Here is a 25176-nt window from a genome sequence, read left to right as displayed (position 1 = left end):
ATGGAAAACTTTTTTAGTATTTTGGGCGGAATGGGAACGATGGCCACAGAGAGTTTTGTCCGTCTAATCAATCATCGAACCAAAGCCTCAAAAGATCAGGAATATTTAAATTATGTATTATTTAATCATGCGACAGTTCCTGATCGAACGGCTTATATTTTAGATAGGGAACAAGAAAGTCCAATGCCTTACCTACTAGATGATGTTGAAAAACAAAATTTACTCAAACCAAATTTTATCGTTTTAACGTGTAATACAGCTCATTATTTCTTTGATGAACTTCAAGCAGCCACTGAGATTCCGATTCTTCATATGCCACGAGAAGCGGCAAATGAGCTTGTCAGACAAAATACAACTGGTAAAGTAGCCATCCTAGGTACGGAAGGTAGCATGAAAGCTGGAATTTATGAAAAGGAAGTGAGACAGCTAGGCTTTGAGGCTGTCATTCCTGATGCTCAACTTCAGGCGAAAATCAACCATTTGATTTATCATGATATCAAAGAATCAGATTATTTAAACAAAGAACTATACTACGAAATTTTGGCAGAAGCGGTGGCGCGATTTGATTGCGAAAAAATTATTTTAGGCTGTACAGAATTATCGTTGATGCAAGAGTATGTAGGGGAAAATGAATATCCCGTCATTGACGCACAGTCAATCTTAGCTGATCAAACGATCGCCCGTGCCTTACAACACCGACAAGCTACCATATCAAGTTGAAAACTTTTATGAGCAAAGATTAGGGGCGGATACCTACAGTGGTATTTGTCCCTATTTTTATCGACAACTTCATTTTTAAGAATGTTTAACTGGTAATGATACGCCCGGAAGTGATATAATTTTAGGAAGAGATATGAGAGGGGGCCGTTTGATATGGCTGATAATTTACAACTAGTAATCATCACAGGGATGAGTGGCGCTGGGAAGACGGTCGCTATTCAAAGTTTTGAAGATATGGGGTATTTTTGTATTGATAATATGCCACCAAATCTAATTCCAAAGTTTTGGGAATTGATCAAAGAATCGGGTAAAGTGACGAAAATGGCATTAGTGGTAGACTTGCGTTCACGCTCGTTTTTTGAAGAAATCCAAAATATGTTAGTCGAAATTGAGAATACGGATTTTATCGATACGTCGATTTTATTTTTAGATGCATCCGATGAAGAATTAGTCGCACGATACAAGGAAACAAGACGTACCCATCCAATGGCAATGAACGGTTTAGTCACGGAAGGAATTCGTAAAGAACGTGCGATATTGAATGATCTAAAGATGCAGGCCTCGGTCATTATAGACACGACGACTTTAACGCCACGTCAGTTAAGGGAAAAAATCAATCAAACGTTTAAGACCAAAGGCGATCAAGGCTTTCGAATCGAATTTGTTTCCTTTGGATTCAAATATGGCTTGCCAATTGATTCAGATATCGTGATGGATGTACGCTTTTTACCAAATCCCCACTATATCCCTGAATTAAGACCTTTGACAGGAAAAGATCAACCAGTTTATGACTATGTGATGTCATTTGATGAAACTGAGCTGTTTTATAATAAGTTTTTAGATTTATTACAGACGGTTTTACCAGGATATATCAAAGAAGGTAAAAGCAGCTTGACGATTGCTATTGGCTGTACCGGAGGGCAACACCGTTCAGTTGCGTTAACAGAACGTTTATCAGGTGCTTTGAAAGAAAATTATAAAGTCAATGTGACTCACCGTGACAAAGATAAACGGAAAGAGACGGTGAATCGCTCGTGAAGATGAAAACTTACCGTATAAGAAAGCCCAAAATCGTTGTCGTTGGGGGTGGCACAGGCTTACCGGTTATTTTAAAAAGCTTGCGTAACCAAGGGGCTGATATTACAGCGATCGTAACTGTCGCAGATGACGGGGGCAGTAGCGGTGCAATCAGAGAATCAATTGCGATGGCGCCCCCTGGCGATTTGAGGAATGTGTTGGTTTCATTGTCGGATATGCCACAATTTTATGAAGATATCTTTCAGTATCGTTTTAAAAAAGAAGATCAATTTTTAGCCAATCATACGATTGGTAATTTGATCATTGCCGCTGTCGCAGAAATGAGAGGAAGTACATACGAAGCAGTACAACTCCTATCTAAGATGATGCATGTGGACGGTCATATCTATCCTTCTTCTGAAACACCATTAACACTCCATGCAGTTTTTAAAGATGGTACTACTGCGGTGGGGGAATCAAAAATTGCGGTCGATCGAAAAACGATTGATCATGTCTATGTGCGAAATACCACGGATGATAGCGAAGCCAAACCAGCACGAAAAGTTGTTTCTGCCATTATGGAGGCAGATATGGTCGTTTTAGGACCGGGTAGTTTGTTTACTAGCATTTTACCTAATTTGGTCATCCAAGAAATTGGAGAAGCAGTAGCTAAAACAGAAGCCGAAGTGGTGTATATTTGTAATATCATGACACAAAAAGGTGAAACAGAACATTTTACAGATGCTGATCATATTCGAGTGTTGCATGAACATTTGAAACGACCATTTATTGATACTGTTTTAGTTAACACAGAAAAAGTACCAGCAGGTTATATGGATCCCGAAATTTACGATGAATACCTCGTACAAGTAACCCATGATTTTCATGGATTACGGAATGAAGGTTGTCGAGTGATTTCGACTGACTTTTTAGAATTAAAAAATGGAGGTGTCTTCCATGATGGTGAAAAAGTTGTGGAAGAGCTATTTCGTTTGGTTTTTGGTTCCAAATATTAAACGGTAGGTTACTAAAAGAAAGGAGGAGAATAGGGTGTCATTTGCGGCAGATGTCAAAAAAGAACTTACTGGACTTGAAGTTCACCGCGAACATGCAAAGGCGGAATTAGCTGCACTTTTGCGAATGAATGGATCTTTAGGGATTGTGAATCAACAATTTATCTTAAACGTTCAAACAGAAAATGCAGCTATCGCCAGACGGATCTATTCTCTTTTAAAAGATCATTATAATGTCCGAAGCGAGTTACTCGTTCGAAAAAAAATGAAATTGAAAAAGAATAATGTCTATATCGTTCGTTTGAAACAAGGAACGAAAAATGTACTGATGGATCTAGATATCATGGACGGAATGATGTTCAATGGGCATGTATCTGATGAAATTTTAGGAAATGCACAAAAAATGCGATCCTATCTAAGAGGAGCATTCATGGCGTCTGGTTCAGTCAATAACCCTGAAACTAGTCGTTACCATTTAGAAATTTTTTCCATTTATGAACAACATAATCAAGACATTTGTGATATGTTAAATTATTATGGTCTTCATGCTCGAACATTGGAACGTCGAAACGGCTATATTTCATATTTAAAAGGCGCAGAGAAAATTGCTGACTTTTTAACCTTAATTGGTGCGACGAATTCGATGTTGCGCTTTGAAGATGTCCGTATCGTACGTGATATGCGAAACTCAGTCAACCGACTTGTCAATTGTGAGACAGCTAATCTGAATAAAACGATTGATGCTGCAGCAAAACAAATCGAAAATATTGAATTGATTGAAAGTAGAGTTGGATTAACTGCACTACCAGAAAAATTGCAAGAAATTGCAGAATTGAGATTAAAGCACCCAGAAGTCAGTTTAAAAGAGCTAGGAGAAATGATTCCATCAGGAGCGATCTCTAAATCCGGAATCAATCATCGAATCAGAAAGATTAATGAATTTGCAGAAAAGTTGCGCGAAGAAGCAAGTTAAGTGAAAAAATTTTTAATTTTTTAATTAATGAAGATTTTGGGACAAGTATTTGTCTCAGAATCTTTTTTTATTATATTTCCAAAAAAAGTTCTAATCAGTGTCCTTTAATATGTTAAAAAGTAAGTAGCAAGTCCCATTGATAACGGTTATTGCTACTAAAAACAAAGGAGAATAATTACTATGGAAAATAAGGTTAATAATAAAAGAAAGAAAAAACAAAAAAAAGATACAGAGAAACAAGAGATTCATATGAAACGCCTTCCTAAGGTTAGCCCGAAAAAACTAACGTTTCGGAAACGCCGCAATAAGGAGCAAATGAATAAAATCCATAGAGAGTTCATTCATGGACTTGAAAATAAAGTAAGTGTAAAAGAACTTACTAAGCGATTAAAGATTAGTAGACCAACTGCTTATAGGATACTTAATTTAGAAATCGCACGTAGCATATACCAAGGTTTTTCGGTACCTCAGATAGCTGAAAGACTACATAAAAGTTCAAATAGTATAATGGGAAAAAAACATGCATTCATCATAAATAATTTTCGAAGGAATGGTAATATCCGACTCATTCCTGAGATGATTGGTTGTTCAGAAGATTACGTGATAGAAAAATTAGTCGTTCACAAGCTTAAAAAAAAGGAAAATATAATGAAGATCTCTGAAAGCTTGGATATTTCTGTAGAAAAAACTAAAACGATAATAGAGGATTATGCAATAAGAAAAATTCATGATCAAGGGTATACAAGGGAAGAATTAAATAGAATATTACCTGTGAGTTTAGATGGATATCCAAGGATACTTGAGGTTTTCCAAAAAGTTGAAAAAAATAACAAATTAGTGGGAGATGCAAAAAAAAGCATTAAAAAAACAAATACCGTGTTGTTAAGAAAAAAAACAAAAAAGAGGGAAAGATTAAGTTTCGATGATCTTGTCAAGAAAAGAAAAATAGGTATGAAAATTGGGAAGATTGCAACTGAACAGGAAACGGATCTATCAATGGTGAAACATCGAATGGCTAAATTTATTATAGATCATTCAATTAGGGGAATATCTAGACAAGAAATAAGTAACCAGCTTTGTTTAACTCAAACTGAAATAAAAACATTTCCATATCAGTATATTAAAAACAATATATTAAAGAACCAAAAAATTCAAGGAATTGCGGAAAGAAATGGCTGCACGTTGGCTCAAATTTATAAGATATATGTAGAGGGAGCAATTGAAAAAAATGTATCCATTAATGAAATTGCATGTACGCTAAAGATAAACGAAGAAGCCGTTCAAGAGATAGTGAATAAAATTCAGAACGAATCTCAACCAGAATTAAACACCCCAGAACCACCTATCATTGAGAAAGCAATCTCTGAAGTTAAGAAAAATCTGATACAAGAAGGCACGATCCAACCACCAAAACCAATATCTATGGCTGAATCAACAAACCAGTTTCATCAAATCTACACTAAAACGAATAGATTAGATCCATTGCGTGAAATCATTGTTAGTGAGTATAAGGAGAATCAAAATATAGGAGTAATTTCATATCAATATAATTTATCACCAGAAGAGGTCCAAGAAATAATATGTGATTACATCCGAAATGAAGAAAAGAAAGGGAGGACAGTTAACGAGATTGCGACAGAATTTTCTTATTATTCCGTTCCTAATTCCGATGGAAAACTGCGGTTTATCCATAAAGATGAAGTGTTATCTCTAGTTAAAAACAATTCGTTGTACCAAAGCACGAGTCACCAACCACTACAACCAATATCTATGGATGAATTAACCAGCCGTTTTGATCAAATCGAGCTTAGATCAAATAGCTCAGACCAAGTGAAAGGAAAATATGAAAAGAGTCAAGAAATGAAATCAGAAGGAGAGAGGAAGAGAAGAAATTCAGAATCGGATCCTGGCGCCCTGGACCTAAGTCTGAAAAAAGCACGGGTAGACTCACCCATATTGTCACAGCCAAAAAGTTTTTCATCGACTACAACTCGTGCCGTTGAAAAAGTACAAAATGTCATCGAACAGAAATGGCAACAGCATCTAAATAACCCACGTGTCCAAGCTAGTTTACGAAGCTTTGTCAACGAAAGGTCTTAGGATAGATGGTGTATCAATTCGTTTTTTATATTTTTCTAAATTAAGATCTGGATAGTCGCTCAATCAAAAATGACCCAAGGACCTTAAAAATAGGCTAGGCTATTTTGAGGTTCTTTGGGTCTTGTTAGGATCGGAACGATAGTGTCAATCCTGATCAATAATGATTACAAGTACATGTGATAGTCAGGATTATTACTCGTTAATGTAATCAATTAGCTCTTCTTTTTTGATCGATTCATCAAAAATATGCTCTTCCAAAATAACAGTTGGAACAAAACGGATATTGGCAGCATTCGCCTCAGCTATAATTGCTTGAGAGGCAGGAGATTCTTCTTGGTAAGTTAGACCTAACTTATTTTGAGCATAATCTGCTACTTCTGCTAGACTAAGATTTTTCCAATCATCCTGCGAATCAAATACTTTTTTGATTTCTCGTAAAGCTACTTGACCGTCTGACGTATCAATATGATGATGCATCACATTCCCACGTTGCAAACTTTCTTTTTCTTTATCAAAAAGTTTGATCACCCGTTGCAAACGACCTTTACTTACAGCTTCTTCGAGTAATTCATAAGATTCGTTGAACCATTGACGGCAATAAGGGCAAGCCAGATTGATAAACTCTGCCATTTTCTTAGGAGCATCTAAGTTTCCATAATGAATGCCAGTTTCGGTATTTGTTTTATCTGCTTTAATGATAGATATATCCATGTATAATCACCTCTTAGATTCATTTTAAGCATTTTTCAGGAAAAAGACTAGTTTTTTGTTTAATAAAGCATGTATCTTCTCATGTGAGTACTTTTACAGAATAGGTAGGTTTTCAGGAGCTTTTGCGTTATAATAGGTGGGATATTTGAGAGAATTTGAACAAGGATGATGACAAATGCGAAAAATGAAAACAATGGACGGAAATACAGCTGCCGCTTATATTTCTTATGCTTTTACAGAATTAGCTGCAATCTATCCCATTACGCCCAGCTCAACGATGGCAGAATTAGTGGATCAATGGTCTGCTAGTGGGAAGAAAAATCTTTTTGGACAACCAGTTAAAGTGGTTGAAATGCAATCTGAAGCAGGAGCGGCTGGTGTTGTGCATGGTTCGCTCAAAACAGGAGCGCTGACAACGACTTATACAGCTTCTCAAGGATTGTTGTTGATGATACCCAATATGTATAAAATCGCTGGTGAATTACTACCAAGCGTATTTCATGTCGCAAGTCGTGCAGTCACGACGAATGCGTTAAATATCTTTGGGGATCATGGGGATGTCATGGCTGCTCGATCGACTGGATTTGCGATGCTTGCAGAAAGTAGTGTGCAAGAAGTTATGGACTTAGCACCCGTAGCACATTTGGCTTCGATTGAAGCAGAGCTGCCATTCTTGAATTTTTTTGATGGTTTTCGTACGAGCCATGAAATCCAAAAAATTGAAGTACTAGAATATGACGAGTTAGCATCGTTAATCAATCAAGAGAAACTTGCTGCGTTTAGAAACAGAGCGATGAACCCTAACCACCCAACTGTTAGTGGAACGAATCAAAATCCAGATATTCATTTTCAGCAAAGAGAAACGATCAATTCGTATTACGAACAATTACCTCGCATCGTACAAAAATACATGCAAGCAATCAATGAATTACGTGGAACTTCCTATGATTTAGTCACTTATCATGGTGCTGCCGACGCGACAGAAGTCATCATTTCGATGGGGTCGGTAGCGCAAACGATTGAGCAGACAGTCGATTATTTGAATAGAAATGGCCGGAAAGTCGGTTTCTTAAATATCCATCTTTATCGCCCATTCCCAATTGAAACATTGTTGCAAAAACTTCCTAAAACTACACAGTCAATTGCCGTATTAGATCGAAGCAAAGAACCAGGAGCTGGTGGGGAACCATTACTGCTAGATGTTCAAAGTGCACTTTATGATGCAACAATCTGTCCTAAAATAATTGGTGGGCGGTATGGATTAGGATCAAAAGATGTGACACCAGATCAAATCATCAGCGTTTTTGACGAGTTGCAAAAAGATGAACAAATGAAAAAACGATTTACAATCGGGATAGTGGATGATGTTACCTATCATTCTTTGGCACCAAGACCAACATTGGATTTAACGGATGCTGAAACTTACCAAGCTAAGTTTTGGGGTTTTGGTTCTGACGGGACAGTCGGTGCAAATAAATCTGCTATTAAAATCATTGGTGATCATACAGACAAATACGCCCAAGGCTATTTTTACTATGATTCAAAAAAATCAGGTGGATTGACGATTTCCCATCTCCGTTTTGGAAACACGCCAATTCGTTCTACTTATTTAGTTGAACATGCTGATTTTGTCGCTTGTCATACGCCTGCTTACTTGCACAGCTATGATTTAGTTAAAGGGTTGAAAAAAGGTGGCACATTTTTATTGAATACTTTATGGACAGATGAGCAGTTAGAAACGCATCTGCCTCTTCGTCTAAAAAAATATTTGGCAGAAAATGAGATTCAATTTTATACGATCAATGCGATGAAAATTGCTCAAGAAGTTGGATTAGGTCGTCGTATTAACACTGCCATGCAAACGGCTTTTTTCAAATTAGCAAACATTATTCCTATTGAAGAAGTGATTCCGCTCTTGAAAGAAGAAGTGCTTAAAAGCTATGGTCATAAATCAATGAAAATCGTAGAAAAAAATAACCAAGCGATTGATCATACCCTTGAACTTCTCCATAGAGTTGAAATCCCCAAACATTGGCGATCATTAGAACTACCTAGCAAAAAAGAAGAGACAACATCACGTTACGTAAAAGAGATTTTTACGCCGATCAATGCTCAAGAAGGAAATCAACTGTCAGTAGGTACTTTAGTAGCCAACCAGATGACAACTGGCGAGATGCCATTAGGAACAGCAGCGCTGGAAAAACGAGGTGTAGCCCTAGAAGTCCCTGAATGGATCAGTGACCGTTGTACGATGTGCAATGAGTGCGCATTTGTATGTCCGCACGCAGCCATCCGCCCATTCTTAGCTGATGAAGAAGAGCTGACTGAAGCGCCTGAAGGATTTATCGTTCGTGATATGAGAGGACCTGACGGGTTAAAATATCGTATCCAAGTTTCCGTGGAGGACTGTACAGGATGTGGATTATGTGTGGAGGCTTGTCCAGCCAAAGGAAAAGCGTTAGTGATGAAACCTTACGAGGAACAAAAAGAACAAGCGGTCAATTGGGCGTTTGCAATGACATTGAGACAGAAAGAAAACCCTATGAAAGGAAAAAATACGGTAATGGCTACCCAATTTAACCAACCGTTGCTTGAATTTTCAGGTGCTTGCTCTGGTTGCGGTGAAACGCCATATGTGAAACTTTTGACCCAAATGTTCGGAGACCGAATGATGATCGCTAATGCAACCGGCTGTTCTTCAATATGGGGAGGAGCTTCGCCAGCATCACCGTTCACAACGAATGCTTGTGGGCAAGGTCCAGCTTGGTCTAATTCCTTATTAGAAGATAATGCTGAATTTGGCTATGGTATGTTACTAGCTGCTCAAACCCGTCGTGAAGCTTTGGCGCAATCTGTTCGTGAAATCATGCCAAAAGTATCGAGTGCGCTTCGACTGTTGATGGAGGATTGGCTCAACCATTTATTCGATAGCGAAGGAACACAACAACGAGCAGCTAAACTTCAGGCTGCGATGGTAGCGGAAGTACAGCAAGTCCCAGAATTGGAATCCATTCTTGAGCACAAAGATATTTTTGTCAAAAACAGTCAATGGATTATTGGCGGAGATGGTTGGGCTTATGATATTGGCTTTGGTGGTATCGATCATGTATTGGCTAGTGGGGCAGATGTGAATATCCTAGTATTGGATAATGAAGTTTATTCTAATACTGGGGGGCAAACCTCTAAAGCAACGCCAACGTCAGCTATTGCAAAATTCTCCGCAAGTGGGAAATATGCGTCGAAGAAAGATTTAGGAATGATGGCAATGACTTATGGGAACGTCTATGTCGCTCAAATTGCTTCTGGTGCCAATCAAATGCAAACAATCAAGGCGTTTGAAGAAGCAGAGAAATACCCAGGGCCATCACTAATCATTGCGTATACGCCTTGTATCACCCATGGTCTGTTGGGGGGCATGAAAGAATCGATTAAAGAAGCCAAAGAAGCTGTTTCATCAGGCTATTGGTCCCTCTATCGTTATAATCCAAGTTTAATTGAAAAAGGGAAGGTTCCGATGATTTTGGATTACAAAAAACCAGACTTTTCAACAATGGGCGATTTTATGCGTAAGCAAGTCCGGTTTTCTTCACTAGAAAGTGCCAACCCTCAATTAGCTGAAAAATTGTTTGAAAAAACGGTTCTAGATGCAAAAACTCGTTTTTACAATTATGCTTCACTCACTGGACAGCTTGATAAAATTAAAGAAAAACTAGAACCGTCTGATCCGATTGTAAAAGAAGAGGAAGTCGAAACGAAAAAGAGAAAAAAAGAACGTAAGATCGATGATGAAGCAGCAGCCAGAAGAGCTGCTAAAAGAGCAGAACGTGCAGCACGTCGAAAATGATGTTTTGATGTTTTGTTCATTGATCCAACTATCTCATTCGGTAAATGATAAGCAAACAATTTAAAGGGCGGAAAAATCGATCGAATAATTTATGTAATTTTCTTGAAAAAAAGTAGCCAGAATCGTCTCATATTTCCAAACATATGATATACTTAAAGGGAAATCTCAAAAGAGAAGAGAGGCTTTTTATGTCATTTCAAATCGGGGAACTTTTTAATTTAGAGTATTGGCAACAAATGTTTTCCGGTGACTTATTTTCTCTGAATTTTTTGGTAAACATACTGGATATTTTAGTCGTATGGTATTTGGTTTACAAACTGATCCAGCTACTAAGAGGGACGAAAGCGATCCAATTGCTCAAAGGCGTTGCCATCTTTATCGTGATTCGAATTGCGGCTGAGTTGATTGGGCTACACACGCTGTCATGGCTGATGAATCAAGTCATAACTTATGGTGTGATTGCAGCAATCGTCATCTTCCAACCAGAGATTCGTCGTGGGTTAGAACATCTGGGAAGAAGTTCGTTATTCAAACAAACGAAAAGCGAGCAACAAGAAGACGAGAAGATGATCCTATCCTTTGATAAAGCTATTCAATATATGTCGAAACGTAAGATTGGTGCTCTGATTACGATCGAGCGTCATACTGGTTTAGATGAGTATATTGAGACAGGCATCGCATTGGATGCAGATATTACTGGTGAGTTACTCATTAATATCTTTATCCCCAATACGCCGCTGCATGACGGGGCAGTTATTGTCAAAAATGGAAAAATTGCAGTTGCCAGTGCCTATTTACCTTTATCAGAAAGTATGTTGATTCCAAAAGAATTTGGAACACGTCACCGAGCTGCTGTCGGTATCAGTGAGGTCAGCGATGCAATAACTATCGTGGTCTCGGAAGAAACAGGAGATGTAAGTATCACTTTAGACAATCAATTGATACCAGGGTTATCGCAAGAAGAGTATTTATCGATCTTACGAAAACAACTAATTGTAGAAGAAAAAAATAAAAACAAAAAGAATGGGCTTCAATCTTTCTTGGACGCAATGACTAAGGGAGGGGATCGGAAATGATCTCAAAAGAAAAGCGTACGAGTATTCTGTATGGGTTTGTTGCGTTATTGTTTAGTATCATTCTTTATTTCAATGCGAATGGTCAAACGATGCAAAACACATTATCTGGAAACGAGTCCTATTCGCAGACAGCTTCTGATGTTTCGATCCAACTTTTATATGATACCGATAAGTATTATATCCATGGTTACGAAAACACTACTACTGTCAAATTGGCTAGTGCGAATCGTATCCAGTTGATGGCTGAGGCAAATGAAGACACCCGTACCTTTAGGGTCACCGCAGACTTAGCACATCTAGGTGAAGGAACCCACGAAGTGCCATTGAAAATCAAAAATCTAAGCAGCGCTGTCACCGCTAAGTTGCAACCGGAAACGATCACGGTTACAATTGAAAAGAAAGTGACCAAAGACTTTGAAGTTAAGGCTATTCTGCCAACAGAGACGACGCCTTCTGGTTATAATTTAACTGAAACAACCGTCGATCCGACGAAGGTCACGATCACCACTGGAGATAAGACTTTAGCGGAAATTCATCAAGTGGTTGCAAAAGTCAACCCGTCAATGATAACGGACGATGGTGTGAATAGTAATGTATCTGTACAAGCGTTAAATTCAGCTGGTGAGCCGTTGAGTATTGTTTCTGATCCAGTGCAAGTCAACGTCACGTCAGATGCAATCAAACCGAAAAAAACGGTTAGCCTATATGGTATTCAACAAGGGACAAAAGGCGAAGGAATTAAGAACTATAATTTCAAGTTTTCCGAATTAGAGGCTGAAGTCACAGGGACGACGGAACAACTTGCTCAAATAGGGGATAGTATCGCTGTGCCAATCGACATATCAGGAATTACTCATCGAACGACTAGGACGATTCAGATTCCTGTTGAACAAGGAATGAGCGTCTCGCCTAAATCGGTTAAAGTTGAGATAACACCAGTGCTGGAATCGACAACTAGTGATTCTTCAGTCGATAAAAATCAAAGTTCGACTAAAAGGAATGACTCAACAACGTCAACGACAAAGTCGACTACATCGAGCACGTCACTTTCTAGTGTCCAGACAGAAAGCAAGCAAACTTCTGAAAGTACAGATTCGAGTGAATCCACTATGCAAAGTACACAAGAGAGTCAAACGTATTCTTCGGAAAATTAAGTTAAAGGAGCAAATTTACAATTATGGGTAAATATTTTGGAACGGATGGTGTCCGTGGCGAAGCCAATAAAGAATTGACACCAGAATTAGCGTTTAAGTTAGGTAGATGTGGCGGATATGTATTAAGCCAACATGAAACAGAAGGGAAACGTCCACGGGTTTTAGTTGGGCGTGATACCAGAATCTCTGGGCAAATGCTAGAAGAAGCCTTAATTTCTGGTTTGTTATCAGTTGGTATTGAAGTATTTCAACTTGGCGTCATTTCCACACCAGGAGTTGCTTATTTAACAAGATTGCAAAAAGCCAATGCCGGCGTGATGATTTCTGCTTCACATAATCCTGCACAAGATAATGGAATCAAATTTTTTGGTGCTGATGGGTTTAAATTAGTGGATGAACAAGAATTAGAAATTGAAGCATTGCTTGATGCCGAAGTGGACGAATTGCCACGTCCTTCAGCAGAGGGATTAGGAACAGTAGAAGAATTTCCAGAAGGCTTATTAAAATATTCTCAATTCTTAGTGCAAACGATCAATGGGGATCTATCAGGCCTAACCGTTTGTGTCGATGCGGCAAATGGGGCGACAGCAACTTCTGTCAACCGTTTATTCGCAGACTTAGAAACAGATTTTTATACGATGGGTACCAGCCCTAATGGCTTAAATATTAACGATGGTGTTGGTTCAACACACCCTGAAAAGTTAGCTGAAATGGTTGTTGAAAAAGGCGCCGATGCCGGTTTAGCATTTGATGGTGATGGGGATCGAATTATTGCAGTGGACGAACTTGGGAACATCGTTGATGGTGATAAAATCATGTTCATTTGTGCGAAATACCTTTCAAAGAAAAATCGTTTGAAAAAAGATACGATCGTTACAACGGTCATGAGTAATCTAGGATTCCATAAAGCGGTGGAAGAAATTGGCTTGAAGGACGTAGTTACTCAGGTTGGTGACCGCTATGTTGTAGAAGAAATGCGAAAAAATGATTATAATTTTGGTGGAGAACAATCTGGTCATATGGTCTTCCTTGACTTTAATACTACAGGTGATGGAATGCTATCAGGAATCCAATTACTGAATATCATGAAGCAAACTGGGAAGAAATTATCCGAGTTAGCGAGCGAAGTGACGATCTACCCACAAAAATTAGTAAATATCCGAGTAAGCAACAAAAATGGTGCAATGGAAGTTCCAGCGATCAAAAAAGTGATTGAAGAAACTGAGGCTGAGATGGCTGGTGAAGGAAGAATTTTAGTTCGTCCTTCTGGAACTGAACCATTATTACGTGTCATGGCTGAAGCGCCAACGGATGAAAAAGTAGCATATTACGTGGATAAGATTGCTGCAGTTGTTCGAGAAGAGATCGGACTTGAAGAATAAGAACTAAAATTTTTCTCATTTTAATAGTAATCGACTGTTATTTACAAAAATGTTTTCTTGTTTTTGTGAATAACAGTTTTTTTGTCCGTAGGAAAACAAATTTGGGTTGCTGTCAAATGCTTGTTCCAAGACAACTACTTTTTTGTATAAAATTAGCGTTGGGTTTAGAATATTCTCCGTTAAAAGTTGTTATGATAGAACTTTAATTTCTAATTATACGAAAAAAAAGGGCTTTTTTTATCTCTGAATAGATTAAACTAACTTGCGAAACAACTAATTTAGAGGAGGTAAATATGAAAATTTTCAAAAAACTGATTCGATTGATGATGATTGTTTTTCTATTTGTAAAACCGGTCATTGTAGTAGCGGTTGATCCATCTTATGCACCCTCTTATCAACTAGCAGAAGAGGTGATTATAAAAAATGGTGAATTTAATGATGGGTTGAATCACTGGATCGTTTCCAATCCTGGAAGTAACAATCCTGCACTTGTGACAGATGAAAGTGGCAATCATTATGTAATGGCATCAAATGGAGAGAATATCCTGCAATATGTTCAGTTAAAACCGAAAACGACCTATCAATTCACTTATTATGTGATCGGAGACCCTTCGTTTCCAGCAATTGTGGAATTTGGCACGCTTAATCATGGGGAAGGGTTTATTTCGTTGAAGGATGAGAGACATTATAATGATGCTTGGAAACAACATGAATTTAGCTTTACGACTCCGGAAGGTGAAAATACATATATTATCCGTTTTGCGTCTAGTGGAAACGGGACAGCATATTTTGATAACGTTCAAGCCACTGCATTAGATTTGGAAGCTCCTACCAATCCTAAAAATCTGAAAGTCAACGACGTTTCAAGTGATAGTGTTAGCTTGTCTTGGGAAGCTGCAACAGACAACGTAGGCGTAATGGGTTATTTGGTTTATCGAGACAACCAACTGATTCAAACAGTCACCGGTGCAGACCTCGCCTATACCGACAATGGATTAACGGAAGATACTACCTATACGTATGAAGTAAGAGCAGTTGATCAAGCGGGGAATGTATCAGTAGCGAGTAATGCAGTGACGGCTAGGACAAAATTGGCGAGTAGCAGCCCACCTGCAGTGCCTTTGAATTTAAAAGTCACTAGTGTAACAACTGATAGTGTCAGCTTATCGTGGGAATCAGCGACAGATAGCATTGACGTAATCGGTTATATCATTTATCGAGACAATCAGTTAATTCAAGGAGTGATTGGTGCGGAGGAAGTAGCATACACGGATATAGGATTAATGGAAGATACGATGTATACATATCAAGTGAGAGCAGTTGATCAGGCAGGAAACATATCAGAAATGAGTAATACAGTAACAGCTAAGACAAAACAAACAGAAGAAATTCTTCCTCCTGCAGCTCCTTTGAACTTGCGAATCGATGATGTAACAACTAACAGTGTCAGCTTGTCATGGCAAGAAGCAATCGATAATGTTGATGTAGCTAGTTATAACGTTTATCGAGATGATCAGTTGGTCCAAACGCTAACTGGTATGGATTTAACCTACATAGATACAGGCTTGATGGAAGATACCACCTATACCTATATAGTCAAAGCTGTTGATCAATCAGGGAATCTATCAGAAGCAAGTAATGCGGTAACGGCTAGGACAAAATCAGCAGAAGATCTGACTCCTCCTACGCCACCTTTGAATTTACGAATCGATGATGTAACAACTAACAGTGTCAGCTTGTCGTGGGAAGCAGCAATCGATGATGTGGGTGTCACTGGTTATCATGTCTATCGAGACGATCAGTTAGTCCAAACACTTTCTGGTACGGACTTAACTTACATAGACACAGGATTGATGGAGGCTACCACTTATACCTATAAAATCAGAGCGGTTGATCAAGCTGGTAATCTATCAGAAGCAAGTAATGCAGTGAAAGCAAGAACGAAAATGACAATTGAGGTGAGTCGCCCGTTGCCCCCTACTAAACTGAGATCAGCCCGTGTCACAGAACATGAAGTGGCTTTAATGTGGGACGCACCTAATGAATCGAAGGAAATCATGAGCTATCAAGTTTATCGAAACAATGTATTGGTAGGAGAAGTAGCGAGGGAAACCTCACTATATACTGATAAAGATTTACAGGAAAATACGAAATATTCTTATGTAGTTAAATCGAAAAACAAAGAAGGGAATCTCTCGGAAGAAAGTAATAAAATTATTGTGCAGACAAGCAAAAAACATGAGACGGTTCCTCCTTTAGAGGAAGAGATAGTAAAAGAATCAACGGAAAAACCACCTGTGGCAAAAGAAACCGAAACAATAAATAATGGAGCAATTAATAAAGGAAAAGAGGAAGCAAAAGTGAATAAGAATACTGCTAAAAAGGTGAGTAAACAGTTACCAGCTACGGGTAATAAAGTTAGTCCATTGCTACAACTACTGGGGCTAACCATAGTGAGTGTAACAATCCTGTTATCTTACAGGAGACAAAAAAAGAGCCATCAAGCAAAACAGCCCGGAACTAATGCTTAGCTCCTTTAGATGGGGGACTCGATGCAAAATAGGTTAAAACAATAAAAAGTCATTTTCGAACTGATTGATGACTACACAAAAAAGCCAAAAAGGCAATGAAAATTAAATTTCATTGTTTTTTGGCTTTTTTCATGATAATTCATATTAGATTTATTTTTGAGGCAATTGTTCTATTCAACAGTCACAGATTTTGCCAAATTTCTCGGTTTATCAACATCAAGACCTCTTAGCAAGGTCGCATAGTAGGCAATCAATTGTGTAGGGATCACTGTGATTAATGAAGTAAGTAAAGGATGAACAACAGGCAATACTAATTGGTCATCTGATCGATCTAAGCCTTTTGTAGCCATGACCAATGTTTTTGCTCCACGACTTTCCACTTCTTTTAGATTTCCTCTCGTGTGTGCACCTGTTATCTCTTCGCTGATCATCCCGATAACCGGTGTGTTCGTTTCAATCAGCGCGATCGTACCATGTTTTAATTCCCCAGCTGCGAAACCTTCTGCTTGGATATAACTGATTTCTTTTAACTTCAATGCAGCCTCTAAAGAGACAGCATAATCTGTTCCACGTCCAATATAAAAAGCGTTTCTTGCATCCATTAGATAGTCAGCTGCTAACTCCTGTAAGTAGTCCTTTTGAGAAATTAGTTCTTCCATGCCATTCGCTACGATACTAAGCTCGTGCGTTAGATCGAATTCTCTAGCTGAAGAAAGATTTTTTTCATGACCAATTCCTTTAGCAAGTGCAGCTAAAACAGCGATTTGAGCAGTATAAGCTTTTGTTGAAGCCACGGCGATTTCAGGTCCAGCATGTAGTAAAAGAGTGTAAGAAGCTTCCCTTGATAAAGTAGAGCCAGGTACATTAGTGATTGTCAATGATGGGTAATTCAATTCATTCATTTTCACGAGTACTTGTCGACTGTCTGCTGTTTCTCCACTTTGGCTTAAGAAAATAAAAAATGGTTTCTCTGAAAGTAAAGGCAAATTATAACCAAATTCACTTGCAAGGTGGACTTCCACAGGAATACGGGTTAATTGTTCTAAAATAGGTTTTCCAACTAAGCCAGCATGGTAACTCGTTCCACAAGCAACAATGTAGATACGGTCACTGTTTTTAGCTGTTTCTAAAAGTTGTTTGTCCATCAGTACTTCATTCTCATGGTTCACGTAAGTTTGGGCAATCTTTCGCATAACGATCGGTTGTTCATCGATTTCTTTCAACATGTAGTAAGGATAAGTGCCCTTTTCAATATCAGCTGCATCAATTTGTGCTTCAAAAGAATTTCGTTCAACTGGTTGACCTGAGATCGTTTCGATTGAAATCTCATTTTTAGTGACGATCACTAATTCGCCATCTTCAATTTCAACAAATTCTTTCGTATAAGCCAGCATAGCCATTGCATCGCTGGCGATAACATTGAATCCGTCTCCCAGACCAATTAAGAGAGGGCTTTTGTTTTTAGCGACAAAAATTTGATCTGGCAGAGTACGATCAATTAATGCGAAAGCATAAGAACCTTTGATTAATTGAAGTGTTTTGACAAAGGCAGATTTTGTATCCAGTCCTTCATTTGCAAAAAATTCAATAAGATGAGCAATGATCTCAGTATCCGTTTCCCCTGAAAATTGATCCGTTTCTAAATAATCATTTTTTAGTTCAGCAAAGTTTTCAATTACACCGTTATGGACAAGAACAAAACGTCCGCTTTGAGAAGTGTGAGGGTGCGCATTTTTTTGAGAAGGTTCGCCATGAGTTGCCCAACGAGTGTGACCGATTCCGATTGTTCCCGCTGTTTCGTTTGTTAGCTTATCCTTTAGGTTCTGAATTCTACCTTGTGCTTTGACCAAAAAATCATTTTCATGATTCGCAACAAAGATTCCAGCCGAATCGTATCCCCGATATTCTAATTTTTCTAAACCATTGATCAATCCTGGTGTTACGTTTTCTAATCCAATCATTCCGACAATTCCACACATAAAAAACATCCTACTTTCTATAATATAATCATTATGAAAGTTTCCAGCTGCTGGAATCGATTTTTGTTCTATCTTCACAGATAGGTTTTGATCGATCCTATAGAGTGCAGTCCCTAGGGTCATCCGCCGAATATTTCGATAAACCCTTTCCTCGTCATCTGTAACTACAGACCAGGCGCTATTCCTTAAAATGAGAATGGTATATATAAACTCCTTTTTGTATTTTTCTGGAAACTTCTTAAATGATAACGTTGTTGTGTGACGTTTGTCAATAAAAAAGAGAAGAAATAAAATTGGTCTATATGGTTGTGGCGGGAGGGTCGAAATGAAGTTTTGACTATCATCTTTTTGCAGACTTCGGTACAATATGAGAGTAAGTAAAAGAAGGAGGATGAAAAATGGCATCAAATATCGCAGTCTTGACATTAGGCATGCTAAAAAAACAGTTGGCCGAACTTGAAAAAGTAAATACAGTGGATGATGAAACCAAAATCTTTTTAGATACTGGTTGGGATAGTATCCAAGAAATTGCGCCTGATGCGTTGACTATTGGAGAAGCGCAACAATTCGTAGTAGAAGATGAGTGGACAAAAGAGAAGTTCAATGGATTTACATTAGTCGAAAAAGCAGAAAAAATGAATGCAACTGGAGAAAAAGAAACAGTGATCGTTATCAAAAATTTATATTAAGCGAGGGAGAGTATGAATAAAAAGCGTTGGATAGCAGTGTTGATTGCGGCAGGCTTATTGGTTGTTTCGTTGGTATCATCTAGCCTGACGTCAAATTCAAAAGAAGAAAAGCAAATGAGTGGTTTGAATAGCTTATTATATGGCACTAATGAGTTATCGCCCACGGTTCTGGAAGAAGGAGATAGTTCAGAAAAAATCGTAAAATTGACTGTTGATGGGACGATCACTAGTGATGGAACATCAGGTTTGTTTGCAACAGAAGGATACAATCACGCTAAGTTTATGGAGCAATTAAATGCTATAAAAGAAGATAAAACGATCAAAGGGATGATGTTAGAAGTCAATTCTCCTGGTGGTGGTGTTTATGAAAGTGCAGAAATAGCTAAGACAATCAGTGATATCCGAAATGAACGAAATATTCCAATGTATGTCAGTATGAAAAATACAGCTGCTAGTGGCGGATATTATATCTCAGCCCAAGCAGATAAAATCTATGCAACAGAGGAAACAGTCACTGGGTCCATTGGTGTCATCATGTCAGGTCTTAATTATTCTGGACTTTTAGAAAAATTAGGGATCGAGGATACGACGGTAAAAAGTGGTGCATTGAAAGATATGGGTTCAAGTACTAGACCACAAACGCCAGAAGATCAAAAAGTCTTACAAACTTATATCGATAATGCCTACAATCGATTTGTCAAAGTAGTCAGTACTGGACGAAATCAATCAGAAGAAGAAGTCCGAAAAATTGCGGATGGTCGTATTTATGATGGAGAACAGGCGAAAGCAGTCGGATTAGTGGATGAAATTGGGTATCCACAAGACGCGTTAAAAGCAATGAGAAGTGAGCAACATTTAGAAAACGCTCAGTTAGTAGAATATGAAACGAATACTACTGGTTTTGCAAACACATGGTTCGGTTCGAAACTTGCTCAGCTTCAAGGCCTAAAAGCTTCTGAAACAAGTCAAATCTTGTCTTTCTTAGAAAATCAAGGAACCGTTCAATCACCAAAGGCAATGTATTATTACGGAGGTGAGTAAGCATGACGAAGCAACCAGAAGATTTAACTTCACATAACAAGGCAGATCGTCCTGCTGTAGGGCCAGATCCGAGCTTTTCTCAAAAAGTACTGCAATCTTTTAAAGAAAAACCACTATCTGAAAGTGAAATTAAAGTAAAGCAACAACAATGGCAACAGTATACCAAAGAAAAAGAGGAAACTATTAAAGTAAATGACTTTCCTAAATATTTTTATGCAGGGTTTTGGATAAGATTTCTTGCTTTTATAGTGGATCTTATATGTATTGGTTCAATCACACGTTTGACCATTGGATTAGCGGCTAATTTAGACTGGTTAAAAGTATCCGATTCTTATTTAAGTATTTATGGTTTTGCTGCTTTGCTGATTTACCTTAGTTATTTTATTTTATTCACGAAATTAAACCATGGACAAACAATAGGAAAAATGATTTTTGGGATTCGTGTGATTTGCTTTAATGAATCAGATTTGAGTTGGACAACAGTGCTGGTGAGAGAAGGCGCTTGTCGGTTCATTTTGAAATTCCCATTACTTTTTGTTGGCTATTTACCGACAATCTTTAATCAAAGAAAACAGCATATTGGTGATTATTTTTCAAATACGAGTGTAGTCACGCTAAATCTAGTCAAAGCCTTTAATCGAGAAATTAATGCTTGATTCATTTTATTTTTTCAACATGGCAATCTAAAAAAGATTGTCATGTTTTTTTATGTTTGATACTATAGTTTTATTCATGATTTTACTGGCAAAGAGTCGAAGGGAGAACGAACATTGGAGCCGATTGATTTTCCTGATAAATACGAAAATCTTATGCGTCTAGCGCAACAAGCATTAGCTGATCATCAATATTTACAAGCAAAGACATTTTTACAACGAGCATTGGAGCTTAAAGGAACATTTGAGGCGAATCGTCTACTTGTCCTTTGCTTAGTTGAGCTAGATGAAAAAAAAGAAGCGCTGAATCAGGCGTTTCCTTATGAAAATGACTACCTGACAGATGAAAAAGTGGCAGCTTTTTATTTTGATCTGCTGATCCAAACAAAAGATTATCTTTATGCTCGCAAGTTAATTGCCAGCTATGATTTTTCTGATTTATTTGAGCAACTCATGGTAGAGAAGATCCAACAAGCAGAAAATTTCACGAGTCAAAATGACCGTCAAAAAATACGTAAGATTCATCTTAGTGTTGAAAAAATGCCGACAATGCCACCTGCAGAACAACTTTTGGTTGTGTCTGAGATTGAAGAGTTGCCTTATCATGAATTGGTACAAACAATCAAAAAAATGATTATCTTACCAGAGATCCACTTATTAGTGCGAGCAAAAATGTTAGAGTCACTCGTGCAAGTGAAGAAACACCAGCCAGTTGTTTATTTAACGATGGATCAGACGTTTATAGAAGTCATACCTGCAACATTACCAAAACCAGAAAAGCAAAAGGCTTATGAACAGTTAATGCGATTAGCAGAAGCTTATGAAGATCAAGATGCCTATCTTAGTACAGTGCTAAAAGAAGAATTTATGATGCAATCCGCTCTTCTTTATCCTGTTTATGATACATATGTCGGTGATCCTAAAAAATGGTTTGCTGATACACTTAGCATGTATGATCCAAACTATAATAATAGACAAACAGAAGCAGAGGAAGCAGATTTCCTAGAAAAAAGGGGAAATATTTTAAGGGAAATGCTACTCTTTCAAAGTGACCGTTGACACTTATCAGATAAAAAAGTCATGAAAAACGTGGATTCTAACCATTCAATATGTTTACAATTTGAAAGGGTTAGTGTACTATTTAAGGGTATGCATGAAACGTTTTTGATGTATAAAATGAATTTTCTAAACTCGGAGGGAACTAAATGACTGCAACATTTGAAAAAAAAGGCACAAACGATGGTGTTTTAAAATTTACGATTGCGCAAGATGAAATTCAAAAAGGATTGACAGCTGCGTTTAATAAAGTTAAAGGAAACTTGAACGTACCAGGGTTCCGTAAAGGGAAAGTTTCACGCCAAGTATTCAACCGTATGTACGGAGAAGAAGCTCTTTATGAAGACGCATTGAATGCTGTCTTACCTGAAAGCTATGAAGCAGCAGTTAAAGAAGCAGGTATCGAACCTGTATCACAACCTCAAATCGATGTTGAAAGCATGGAAAAAGGGCAAGATTGGGTGATCACTGCTGAAGTAACAGTTAAACCTGAAGTGAAATTAGGTCAATATAAAGATTTAGTTGTTGAAAAACAAGACCGTGAAGTTACTGAAGCGGATGTGGAAGAACGTATCAAACGTGAACAAGAAGCTCAAGCAGAATTAGTAATCAAAGAAGATGCTCCAGCAGAAAATGGCGATACTGTAGTGATTGACTTTGAAGGCTTTGTTGATGGCGAAGCATTCGATGGCGGAAAAGGTGAAAACTATTCACTAGAACTAGGCTCTGGTTCATTCATTCCTGGCTTTGAAGATCAATTGATCGGTAAAAAATCAGGTGAAAGCTTAGATGTAACAGTTACTTTCCCAGAAGACTATCAAGCAGAAGACCTTGCTGGTAAAGAAGCAGTGTTCAAAGTAACGGTTCATGAAGTAAAAGCTAAAGAAGTACCTGAATTAGATGACGAATTTGCAAAAGATGTAGATGATGAAGTTTCTACATTAGCAGAATTGAAAGAAAAATATCTAAAAGAATTGACAGAAGCAAAAGAAAAAGAAGCAGAAGACGCAAAAGATGAAGCTGCAATCCGCTTAGCTGTTGAAAATGCAGAAATCGTTGATCTACCACACGTGATGGTTCACGATGAAGTACACCGTTCAATGGATGAATTTTTGAACAACATGCAACGTCAAGGAATCTCTCCTGACATGTACTACCAATTAACTGGTTCTACAGAAGAAGACTTGCACAAACAATTTGAAGGCGAAGCAGAAGTACGCACAAAAACAAATCTTGTAATCGAAGCTATCGCTAAAGCAGAAGGACTAGCAGCAACAGAAGAAGAAATCAACGCTGAAATCCAAGAATTATCTGAGACATACAACATGCCAATCGAACAAATCAAACGAGTGTTAACAGAAGATATGTTGGAACATGATGTGACAATGAAAAAAGCAATCGATTTGATTACTGGAACTGCTACTGAAGCAAAATAATCATCTTTTATTGCATTTTATCAAAGAGGAAACTGAGAGGTTTCCTCTTTTTGCATATTTTCGATTTTTGGTTCTTGTTTAGTGCTTTTGCTTTTTTTTGAATTATGGTATGATAGTAAAAGACTGTAAAGTCTGTGATAGTTTCTTGCATTTATGATGCAAGTTAAGGGGTGAAGACCATGTATGATAATCCAAGTGGCAATGAGACCGTACGTTGTTCTTTTTGCGGGAAAACACAAGAAGAAGTAAAAAAAATCGTGGCTGGTCCAGGGGTCTACATCTGTAATGAATGTATTGACCTATGCAAAGAAATCATTGATGAAGAATTTTATGAAGAAGCGGTACGTGAATTCACAGAAGTACCAAAACCATTAGAAATTTTGGAAGTCTTAAATAATTATGTGATTGGTCAAGATCGTGCAAAACGTTCATTAGCTGTAGCAGTATACAATCACTATAAGCGTGTTAATCAACAATCCCAAGAAGATGCAGATGATGTTGAACTGCAAAAAAGTAATATCTGTCTGATCGGTCCTACTGGATCAGGGAAAACTTTCTTGGCACAAACATTAGCTAAAACGTTAAATGTACCTTTTGCGATCGCTGATGCAACCAGTTTAACTGAAGCTGGTTATGTTGGGGAAGACGTCGAAAACATCCTATTGAAATTATTGCAATCAGCTGATTACAATGTGGAACGAGCTGAAAAAGGGATCATCTACATTGACGAAATCGATAAAATTGCTCGTAAAAGCGAGAATGTTTCAATTACTCGAGATGTTTCAGGTGAAGGTGTCCAACAAGCCTTATTGAAGATTTTAGAAGGGACAGTTGCCAGCGTTCCCCCTCAAGGCGGTCGGAAACATCCTCATCAAGAATTTATCCAAATCGATACGACAAATGTTTTGTTTATTGTAGGTGGTGCGTTTGATGGGATTGAAACAATTGTTAAAAATCGTCTAGGAGAAAAGACAATCGGTTTCGGGACTAAAAATCAAAAATTAGCAGATGGCGAAAGTGTCATGCAAGAAATCATTCCAGAAGATCTATTGAAATTTGGTTTGATTCCTGAATTTATTGGTCGTTTACCAGTAATGGCAGCACTTGAAAAATTAACGACAGAAGATCTTGTGCGTATTTTGACAGAGCCAAAGAATGCTTTGGTCAAACAATACCAAAAATTACTTGCTTTGGATAATACGGAATTAGAATTTGAACCAGAGGCATTAACAGCAATCGCTGAAAAAGCAATTGCCCGAAATACTGGGGCACGTGGACTACGTTCGATCATCGAAGAAATCATGATGGATATTATGTTTGACATCCCATCTAATGAGAATATCGAAAAAGTGATCATTACGAAAGAAGCTGCTGAATTAACAGGAGAACCGACTGTCGTTTATAAAGATTCTGAGAAAAAAGCGGGATAAAAGCAGATAGAAGCTGGAGTGCTGTCGTGAAAGTTAGTTATTGCTTTTGCGGCAGCTTTGTCTTTTTATCGAAACTATTGATTAATGATTAAGGCATTCTATTGACAGCAGGCGATTCAACGTTGTGATTACTCAAAATCGACAAATAGGGAAGATGACTTTCGTTTATGTAAAAACGTACTTTCCGCAATCAACTGCAGTTTTTCGATCGTTGAATCTTAGAATGAAATCAAAAAACCTCAAAACATGAGAAGCTGTTTCGAGATTTTTTTCTTTAAAGAACGAATCAATTCATGCTTCTCGCAACCTGTTACACGGCGTTTAAGAAGCGACTCTTCGTTTATCAGAGATTGTTTAATAAAGTGATATTA

18 protein-coding genes are annotated in these 25176 nt (G+C 37.9%); 16 read left to right on the top strand and 2 right to left on the bottom strand.

Features of this window, described 5'->3' with window-relative positions; genetic code table 11:
• From IGJ23_RS07775 to IGJ23_RS07755, 5 genes are all read left to right on the top strand, one after another.
• On the top strand, positions 1 to 720 hold the full coding sequence (locus IGJ23_RS07775; RefSeq protein ID WP_010718948.1) for an amino acid racemase: 720 nt from the start codon (positions 1 to 3) through the stop codon (positions 718 to 720).
• 153 nt (positions 721 to 873) lie between these two features.
• Entirely contained in the window at positions 874 to 1758 is an 885-nt protein-coding gene (gene rapZ / locus IGJ23_RS07770) for an RNase adapter RapZ (protein WP_010718949.1), read from the top strand.
• Positions 1755 to 2753, top strand: a complete 999-nt coding sequence (locus IGJ23_RS07765; protein WP_010718950.1) for a gluconeogenesis factor YvcK family protein — start codon at positions 1755 to 1757, stop codon at positions 2751 to 2753. The genes rapZ and IGJ23_RS07765 overlap by 4 nt, the downstream gene beginning before the upstream one ends.
• Before the next feature lie 34 nt (positions 2754 to 2787).
• Complete coding sequence (gene whiA, locus IGJ23_RS07760; protein ID WP_010718951.1) at positions 2788 to 3723, top strand: DNA-binding protein WhiA; 936 nt, start codon at positions 2788 to 2790, stop codon at positions 3721 to 3723.
• 180 nt (positions 3724 to 3903) lie between these two features.
• Positions 3904 to 5823, top strand: a complete 1920-nt coding sequence (locus IGJ23_RS07755; RefSeq protein ID WP_063627222.1) for a hypothetical protein — start codon at positions 3904 to 3906, stop codon at positions 5821 to 5823.
• A 192-nt stretch (positions 5824 to 6015) separates the two neighbouring features.
• Here IGJ23_RS07755 and IGJ23_RS07750 read toward each other — a convergent pair whose 3' ends face one another.
• The gene (locus IGJ23_RS07750) at positions 6016 to 6534 is read right to left on the bottom strand and encodes a thioredoxin domain-containing protein (RefSeq protein ID WP_034698266.1); all 519 of its coding nucleotides are present in this window, start codon (positions 6532 to 6534) and stop codon (positions 6016 to 6018) included.
• A gap of 175 nt (positions 6535 to 6709) precedes the next feature.
• Here IGJ23_RS07750 and nifJ point away from each other — a divergent pair, with 175 nt between their 5' ends.
• The 5 genes from nifJ to IGJ23_RS07725 all read left to right on the top strand — a co-directional run bounded on the left by nifJ (position 6710) and on the right by IGJ23_RS07725 (position 16521).
• Complete coding sequence (gene nifJ, locus IGJ23_RS07745; RefSeq protein WP_368024321.1) at positions 6710 to 10378, top strand: pyruvate:ferredoxin (flavodoxin) oxidoreductase; 3669 nt, start codon at positions 6710 to 6712, stop codon at positions 10376 to 10378.
• 188 nt (positions 10379 to 10566) lie between these two features.
• Complete coding sequence (cdaA, locus tag IGJ23_RS07740; RefSeq protein ID WP_010737735.1) at positions 10567 to 11454, top strand: diadenylate cyclase CdaA; 888 nt, start codon at positions 10567 to 10569, stop codon at positions 11452 to 11454.
• Positions 11451 to 12608, top strand: coding sequence for a CdaR family protein (locus IGJ23_RS07735; protein ID WP_010718959.1), 1158 nt, complete (start codon positions 11451 to 11453; stop codon positions 12606 to 12608). The genes cdaA and IGJ23_RS07735 overlap by 4 nt, the downstream gene beginning before the upstream one ends.
• Before the next feature lie 23 nt (positions 12609 to 12631).
• Positions 12632 to 13990, top strand: a complete 1359-nt coding sequence (glmM, locus tag IGJ23_RS07730; RefSeq protein WP_010718960.1) for a phosphoglucosamine mutase — start codon at positions 12632 to 12634, stop codon at positions 13988 to 13990.
• A 293-nt stretch (positions 13991 to 14283) separates the two neighbouring features.
• On the top strand, positions 14284 to 16521 hold the full coding sequence (locus IGJ23_RS07725) for a fibronectin type III domain-containing protein (protein WP_207431981.1): 2238 nt from the start codon (positions 14284 to 14286) through the stop codon (positions 16519 to 16521).
• Between the two features lie 170 nt (positions 16522 to 16691).
• On the opposite strand, the gene glmS is transcribed toward IGJ23_RS07725, so the two are convergent.
• Positions 16692 to 18500, bottom strand: coding sequence for a glutamine--fructose-6-phosphate transaminase (isomerizing) (gene glmS / locus IGJ23_RS07720; protein ID WP_207431983.1), 1809 nt, complete (start codon positions 18498 to 18500; stop codon positions 16692 to 16694).
• 398 nt (positions 18501 to 18898) lie between these two features.
• On the opposite strand from glmS, the gene IGJ23_RS07715 reads away from it, so the two are divergent.
• The 6 genes from IGJ23_RS07715 to clpX all read left to right on the top strand — a co-directional run bounded on the left by IGJ23_RS07715 (position 18899) and on the right by clpX (position 24805).
• Positions 18899 to 19189 carry a hypothetical protein gene (locus tag IGJ23_RS07715; protein WP_010737730.1) on the top strand — a complete coding sequence of 97 codons (291 nt, stop codon included), beginning with the start codon at positions 18899 to 18901 and terminating at the stop codon, positions 19187 to 19189.
• A gap of 12 nt (positions 19190 to 19201) precedes the next feature.
• Positions 19202 to 20230 carry a signal peptide peptidase SppA gene (sppA, locus tag IGJ23_RS07710; protein WP_010718964.1) on the top strand — a complete coding sequence of 343 codons (1029 nt, stop codon included), beginning with the start codon at positions 19202 to 19204 and terminating at the stop codon, positions 20228 to 20230.
• 2 nt (positions 20231 to 20232) lie between these two features.
• Entirely contained in the window at positions 20233 to 20886 is a 654-nt protein-coding gene (locus IGJ23_RS07705; protein ID WP_207431985.1) for an RDD family protein, read from the top strand.
• Positions 20887 to 21000: 114 nt separating this feature from the next.
• Complete coding sequence (locus tag IGJ23_RS07700) at positions 21001 to 21942, top strand: hypothetical protein (protein ID WP_010718966.1); 942 nt, start codon at positions 21001 to 21003, stop codon at positions 21940 to 21942.
• Between the two features lie 146 nt (positions 21943 to 22088).
• On the top strand, positions 22089 to 23375 hold the full coding sequence (gene tig, locus IGJ23_RS07695; RefSeq protein ID WP_010718967.1) for a trigger factor: 1287 nt from the start codon (positions 22089 to 22091) through the stop codon (positions 23373 to 23375).
• A gap of 179 nt (positions 23376 to 23554) precedes the next feature.
• Complete coding sequence (gene clpX / locus IGJ23_RS07690) at positions 23555 to 24805, top strand: ATP-dependent Clp protease ATP-binding subunit ClpX (protein ID WP_010718968.1); 1251 nt, start codon at positions 23555 to 23557, stop codon at positions 24803 to 24805.
• Positions 24806 to 25176 lie beyond the last annotated feature (371 nt).

The sequence above is a fragment of the Enterococcus sp. DIV1682a genome (assembly GCF_051711005.1).
GTDB classification, from domain to species: Bacteria; Bacillota; Bacilli; order Lactobacillales; family Enterococcaceae; genus Enterococcus_B; species Enterococcus_B hirae.
The sequence above is the reverse complement of the archived record's forward strand: the minus strand, read 5'-3'. Positions and strand labels throughout refer to the sequence as shown.

Bases quoted from the DNA above. Each gene is read 5' to 3' on its own strand.
- IGJ23_RS07755 (WP_063627222.1), top strand. From the start codon at position 3,904: ATGGAAAATAAGGTTAATAATAAAAGAAAGAAAAAACAAAAAAAAGAT.
- sppA (WP_010718964.1), top strand. From the start codon at position 19,202: ATGAATAAAAAGCGTTGGATAGCAGTGTTGATTGCGGCAGGCTTATTG.
- IGJ23_RS07705 (WP_207431985.1), top strand. From the start codon at position 20,233: ATGACGAAGCAACCAGAAGATTTAACTTCACATAACAAGGCAGATCGT.
- IGJ23_RS07750 (WP_034698266.1), bottom strand. From the start codon at position 6,534: ATGGATATATCTATCATTAAAGCAGATAAAACAAATACCGAAACTGGC.
- IGJ23_RS07715 (WP_010737730.1), top strand. From the start codon at position 18,899: ATGGCATCAAATATCGCAGTCTTGACATTAGGCATGCTAAAAAAACAG.
- IGJ23_RS07775 (WP_010718948.1), top strand. From the start codon at position 1: ATGGAAAACTTTTTTAGTATTTTGGGCGGAATGGGAACGATGGCCACA.
- tig (WP_010718967.1), top strand. From the start codon at position 22,089: ATGACTGCAACATTTGAAAAAAAAGGCACAAACGATGGTGTTTTAAAA.
- rapZ (WP_010718949.1), top strand. From the start codon at position 874: ATGGCTGATAATTTACAACTAGTAATCATCACAGGGATGAGTGGCGCT.
- glmM (WP_010718960.1), top strand. From the start codon at position 12,632: ATGGGTAAATATTTTGGAACGGATGGTGTCCGTGGCGAAGCCAATAAA.
- IGJ23_RS07735 (WP_010718959.1), top strand. From the start codon at position 11,451: ATGATCTCAAAAGAAAAGCGTACGAGTATTCTGTATGGGTTTGTTGCG.
- glmS (WP_207431983.1), bottom strand. From the start codon at position 18,500: ATGTGTGGAATTGTCGGAATGATTGGATTAGAAAACGTAACACCAGGA.
- cdaA (WP_010737735.1), top strand. From the start codon at position 10,567: ATGTCATTTCAAATCGGGGAACTTTTTAATTTAGAGTATTGGCAACAA.
- clpX (WP_010718968.1), top strand. From the start codon at position 23,555: ATGTATGATAATCCAAGTGGCAATGAGACCGTACGTTGTTCTTTTTGC.
- IGJ23_RS07725 (WP_207431981.1), top strand. From the start codon at position 14,284: ATGAAAATTTTCAAAAAACTGATTCGATTGATGATGATTGTTTTTCTA.
- nifJ (WP_368024321.1), top strand. From the start codon at position 6,710: ATGCGAAAAATGAAAACAATGGACGGAAATACAGCTGCCGCTTATATT.